The 4,643-nt window shown below is 66.2% G+C and carries 4 protein-coding genes; 1 reads left to right on the top strand and 3 read right to left on the bottom strand.

Annotated elements, in window-relative coordinates:
• Positions 1 to 211: 211 nt before the first annotated feature.
• Positions 212 to 691, top strand: coding sequence for a hypothetical protein (locus tag ACLP2E_RS11185; RefSeq protein WP_442464496.1), 480 nt, complete (start codon positions 212 to 214; stop codon positions 689 to 691).
• Between the two features lie 56 nt (positions 692 to 747).
• Here ACLP2E_RS11185 and glcF read toward each other — a convergent pair whose 3' ends face one another.
• The 3 genes from glcF to ACLP2E_RS11170 form a co-directional block, all read right to left on the bottom strand.
• Entirely contained in the window at positions 748 to 2,028 is a 1,281-nt protein-coding gene (gene glcF, locus ACLP2E_RS11180) for a glycolate oxidase subunit GlcF (protein WP_442465970.1), read from the bottom strand.
• A gap of 5 nt (positions 2,029 to 2,033) precedes the next feature.
• Positions 2,034 to 3,254, bottom strand: coding sequence for a glycolate oxidase subunit GlcE (gene glcE, locus ACLP2E_RS11175; RefSeq protein ID WP_442465969.1), 1,221 nt, complete (start codon positions 3,252 to 3,254; stop codon positions 2,034 to 2,036).
• Positions 3,255 to 3,266: 12 nt separating this feature from the next.
• On the bottom strand, positions 3,267 to 4,643 hold a 1,377-nt coding region (locus tag ACLP2E_RS11170), incomplete at its 5' end, for an FAD-linked oxidase C-terminal domain-containing protein (RefSeq protein ID WP_442465968.1).

The following is a 4,643-nucleotide window of genomic DNA, read 5'->3' as shown; positions in this document are numbered from 1 at the left end:
TGGGGACGTTTCGCCGAAATCTTCGCCTATGACCAGCGGCGACGCTTGTTCAGCCTGCCGCCGGAAACCACGTAAAAGAAAACTAAATTCGTTCGCCTTGACGGCGCCGCCTGATGAGGATCAACTTCGCCCCGTCGGGCTTTGATCTCGGCGTTCGCGATTCATGCCGGGCGCCAGTTCGTTCGCGCTCCGGCAGGAAAGGAATTCAGCCATGATTCGTAATCTGGTCCGTCTGCTTGCCCTGGCGTTTTGCCTCGGCCTGCCGATGGTGAGTACGGCCGACGCCTCGGTCGTCAGCGGCGTCGCCAGCGTCGGCCGCGTCGCCCTCGATCTCTCGGCCATCGAACAAGCGCAATATGTCTATGGCGGCGCGCCCTATTGCTGGTACGGCAACGGCTGGCGCGGTCCCGGCTGGTATCGTTGCGGCTTTGCCTTCCGCACCGGCTACGGCTGGGGCGGCGGCTACGGCTGGAACAACTGGCGCGGCGGCTATCGCGGCGGCGCGGCGGTTTATCGCGGCGGCGTCTATCGCCGCGGCGCTGTAGGCTATCGTGGCGGCTATCGTGGCGGAGCGGTCGTTCGCGGCGGCGCCTATCGTGGCGGTGCAGTCCGTGGCGGCGCCTATCGCGGTGGCGGCTATCGCGGCGGCGGCGCACGCGGCTTCCATGGCGGCGGCGGACGCAGGCGTTAAGTCACGCAAAACAAGAAGGCCGCCGGAGCGCATCCGGCGGCGTTTTTTATTGGAATTCACGCCGGCAGCGCGCGCGGCCTCGGGCCCCCGGTCGCCCAGTCGAGCAATTCGACGGTATGCACGACGGGCAGCGAAGTTCCGGCGGCGATCTGGGCGATGCAGCCGATATTGCCGGCGGCAATCGCGTCGGGCGCGACGCTCTCGATATTGGCTACTTTTCGTTCGCGCAAGCGCGTGGCGATTTCCGGCTGCAAGAGGTTGTACGTGCCGGCCGAGCCGCAACAGAGGTGCCCTTCAGGCGGGTCGAGCACGATAAAGCCGGCCTCCTTCAGCAAAAGCTTCGGCTCGTCGCGAACCTGCTGTCCGTGCTGCAGCGCACAGGCGCTGTGATAGGCGACCCGCCGGCCGGTCGGGCTGAGCGGCGGCTGCAGGCCGATCTCTCCCATCCATTCGGTGATGTCGCGCGCCAACGCCGAGACCTTGGCGGCAGGCCCGGCGAGTTCGGCGTCTTCGCGGAACATGAAGCCGTAATCCTTGACCGTCGTTCCGCAGCCCGAGGCGTTGATAATGATCGCGTCCAGTCCTCCTTCGGCAATTTCCTGGCTCCAGGCGAGAATATTGGCGCGGGCGAATCCGTTGCCGTCCTGGCCGAGATGATGGGTCAAGGCGCCGCAGCAGCCGGCGCCCCTGGCCACCACGACTTCGCAGCCGTGCCTTGTCAGCAGCCGGATCGTGGCCTCGTTAATCTGCGGCGCCAGCACCTGCTGGGCGCAGCCGCTCAGCAAAGCCACGCGACGGCGGCGCGTCCGGGTCAGGAAAACCTGCGGCCGGTCGACCGGCGAGGGGGCGGGAACATGCGGCGGCGCCAAGCCCAGGATCGCGCGCAGCGGGACTGGCGCCCAACGGGCGAAAGGTCTTGCCAGACGGGACGCCTGCAGCGCCGCCCTGAACCATTGCGGACGCGGCAGGACGAAGCCCAGCGCCCGCCGGAACAGGCGGTCGAGCCAAGGCCGGCGATAGGTCTTCTCGATATGATGTCGCGCATGATCGACGAGATGCATGTAATGGACGCCCGAAGGGCAGGTCGTCATGCAGGACAGGCAGGACAGGCAGCGGTCGATGTGCTTGACGACTTCCTCGCTCGCCGGGCGATCGTTTTCCAGCATGTCCTTGATGAGATAGATTCGTCCCCGGGGGCTGTCGAGTTCGTCGCCAAGCAGCACGTAAGTCGGGCAGGTCGCCGTGCAGAAACCGCAATGCACGCAGGCGCGCAGGATTTTCTCGGATTCCGCGATCCCCGGCTCCGCCAGTTGGGCCAGCGTGAAATTCGTCTGCATGATGTCTACCGACCCTCCTGCATGCGGCCGGGATTGAACACGCCGCGCGGGTCGAAACTGTTCTTTACCCGCTGGCTTAGAGCCGCGATAGCGGGCGCAAGCGGTTCGAAGACCGGAACGGCTTCGCGCAGGGCGTCGGGCGCGACGACGAGGGTCGAATGCCCCCCGGCCTGCGCCATCGCCGCCCGCACTTTGGCCGCGCCACCGTCCGATCCCGCCTCTTGAGTGTCGAGGCTCAGCCAGATCAGGCCGCCGCCCCAGTCGTAGAAAACTTCCGCCGAAGCGAAGCGACTCCGCAAGGCGCTGGCGACGGCGGGCGCGGCGCTGGGCGCCGGGCAGAGCCGCCATACGCAGCCGGAGCCGGGCCGCAGCAAGGGCCGGACCTGCCCGATCTCGGTCCAGAGCCGCGCAGTCTCGTCCGCGTCGAGGCGCGTCCCATGCCCCGCTAGCTGCTCGATCGCTTCGACGCGGAAGGCGACCGAGGGCGCCGGACCTTCGAGCCGCAGCGCTGTCACTGCGCCCAGGCCGTCAGCCACCGCGGCGACTTTCGAGCGCCGCGCCGCCTGGGCCGGCAGATGCGCCGCCGCCGACACTTCAAAAGGCGTGTTCAGGGCTCGCGACAATTGGGGAATGGCGATTTCGTCCGCCAGCGAATGAAGCAGGATGGTGCAGGCGGTCTCCGGTTTCGGCATGACTTTCAGCGTCACTTCGGTCAGCGCCGACAAGGAGCCGAAGGCGCCGGCCTGCAGCTTGCACATGTCGTAGCCGGTGACGTTCTTGACCACCTTGCCGCCGGCCTTCCAAGGCTCGCCCCAGCCGTTGATTGCGGCAAAGCCCAGAAAGAAATCGCGCGCGGACCCCGCGCGGACCCGGCGCGGTCCGGCGAGGTTGCAGGCGAGGGCGCCGCCCAAAGTGGGTTCGCCGCCACATCCGAGCAGGCCGCGCCAGTCCGGAGGCTCGAAGGCCAGCATCTGCTTCTTCGCTTCCAGCTGCGCTTCGATCTCGGCCAAGGGCGTGGCCGCGCGGGCGGTGAGGATCAACTCGGGCGGTTCGTAATCGACGATTCCGCAGAAGAGCGACAGGTCGAAGCGATGATCGGCGCGCGGCGGGCGGCCGAGGGCGCGCTTGCTGCCGCCGGCGAAAATCTCGAGCGTTTGATTCTCTGCCGCCGCCCAGGCGACGATTTCCGCGGCCTGCGCCTCGTCAGAAGGCTTGAAATCAGACATCGATTGCCTCCCTCAGAAGCGCGGCAGGTCGGGGAAGCGGAGTTTCCCCGCATGGACATGCACGCGGCCGAGTTCCGCGCAGCGACAGAGTTGGGGAAATACTTTTCCCGGATTGAGCAGGCTCTTTTCGTCGAAAGCGCATTTCAGCCGCTGTTGCTGGTTGAGGTCGCTCTCGTTGAACATGGTGTTCATCAGGTCGCGCTTTTCGACGCCGACCCCGTGTTCGCCGGTCAGCACGCCGCCGACATCCACGCAGAGCCGGAGGATGTCGTGGCCGAACTCCTCCGCCCGCTCCAGTTCGCCCGGCTGGTTGGCGTCATAGAGGATCAAGGGATGGAGGTTGCCGTCGCCGGCGTGGAACACATTGGCGACGCGCAAGCCGTATTTCGCCTCCATCTGCTTCATAGCCAGCAGCACTTCGCCAATTTTTTTGCGCGGGATCGTGCCATCCATGCAATAATAATCCGGCGATAGGCGCCCCACAGCCGGGAAGGCGGCTTTCCGCCCGGCCCAGAACAGCAGCCGCTCCTGTTCCGACTGGCTGGCTCGGCAAGTGGTCGCACCGTGTTTCGCGGCGATGGCTTCGACAATGGCGATGAGATGATCGACCTCGGCCTCGCAGCCGTCGAGCTCGACGATCAGCAGCGCCTCGGCGTCGAGCGGATAGCCGGCGTGGACGAAAGCCTCGGCCGCCTCGACCGCCAGCTTGTCCATGATCTCCATACCCCCGGGTATGACGCCATCGCCTATGATGGCGGCGACGCAATCGCCGGCGCCTTCGACGCTGGGGAAGCCGATCATCAGGGCGCGCGCGCCAGGCGGCGTCGGCAGGATACGCACCGTCACTTCGGTGACCACGCCGAGCATGCCTTCGGAGCCGACCACGACGCCGAGCAGGTCATAGCCGGGAGCGTCGAAATGCTTGCCGCCGAGGCGGATCACTTCCCCTTCGATGGTCACCATTTCGATGCCGATGACGTTGTTGGTGGTGAGGCCGTATTTCAGGCAATGCACGCCGCCGGAATTCTCCGCGACATTGCCGCCGATGGTGCAGGCGATCTGGCTGGATGGATCGGGCGCATAATAAAGGCCGTGGCTTTGCACGGCGTGGGTGATGGCGAGATTGGTCACGCCTGGCTGAACGACGGCGCAGCGATTGGCGATGTCGATGTCGAGAATGCGCTTGAACTTTCCCATGCCGAGCAGCACGCCGTCTTCGAGCGGCAAGGCGCCGCCCGAAAGCGAGGTGCCGGCGCCGCGCGGCACCACCTTGACATCATGCGCCGAGCAATAGCGCAGCACTTCTACAACCTGCGCGGTCGTCTCGGGCAGCACCACCACCATCGGCAATTGCCGATAGGCGGTCAGCCCGTCGCATTCGAAGGCGCG

Source organism: Rhodoblastus sp. (genome assembly GCF_052145335.1).
GTDB lineage: Bacteria > Pseudomonadota > Alphaproteobacteria > Rhizobiales > Beijerinckiaceae > Rhodoblastus.
The sequence above is the reverse complement of the archived record's forward strand: the minus strand, read 5'-3'. Positions and strand labels throughout refer to the sequence as shown.

What these genes read in the sequence shown, in the direction of transcription:
- ACLP2E_RS11185 (WP_442464496.1), top strand. Translation starts at nt 212, where the DNA reads ATGATTCGTAATCTGGTCCGTCTGCTTGCCCTGGCGTTTTGCCTCGGC.
- glcF (WP_442465970.1), bottom strand. Translation starts at nt 2,028, where the DNA reads ATGCAGACGAATTTCACGCTGGCCCAACTGGCGGAGCCGGGGATCGCG.
- glcE (WP_442465969.1), bottom strand. Translation starts at nt 3,254, where the DNA reads ATGTCTGATTTCAAGCCTTCTGACGAGGCGCAGGCCGCGGAAATCGTC.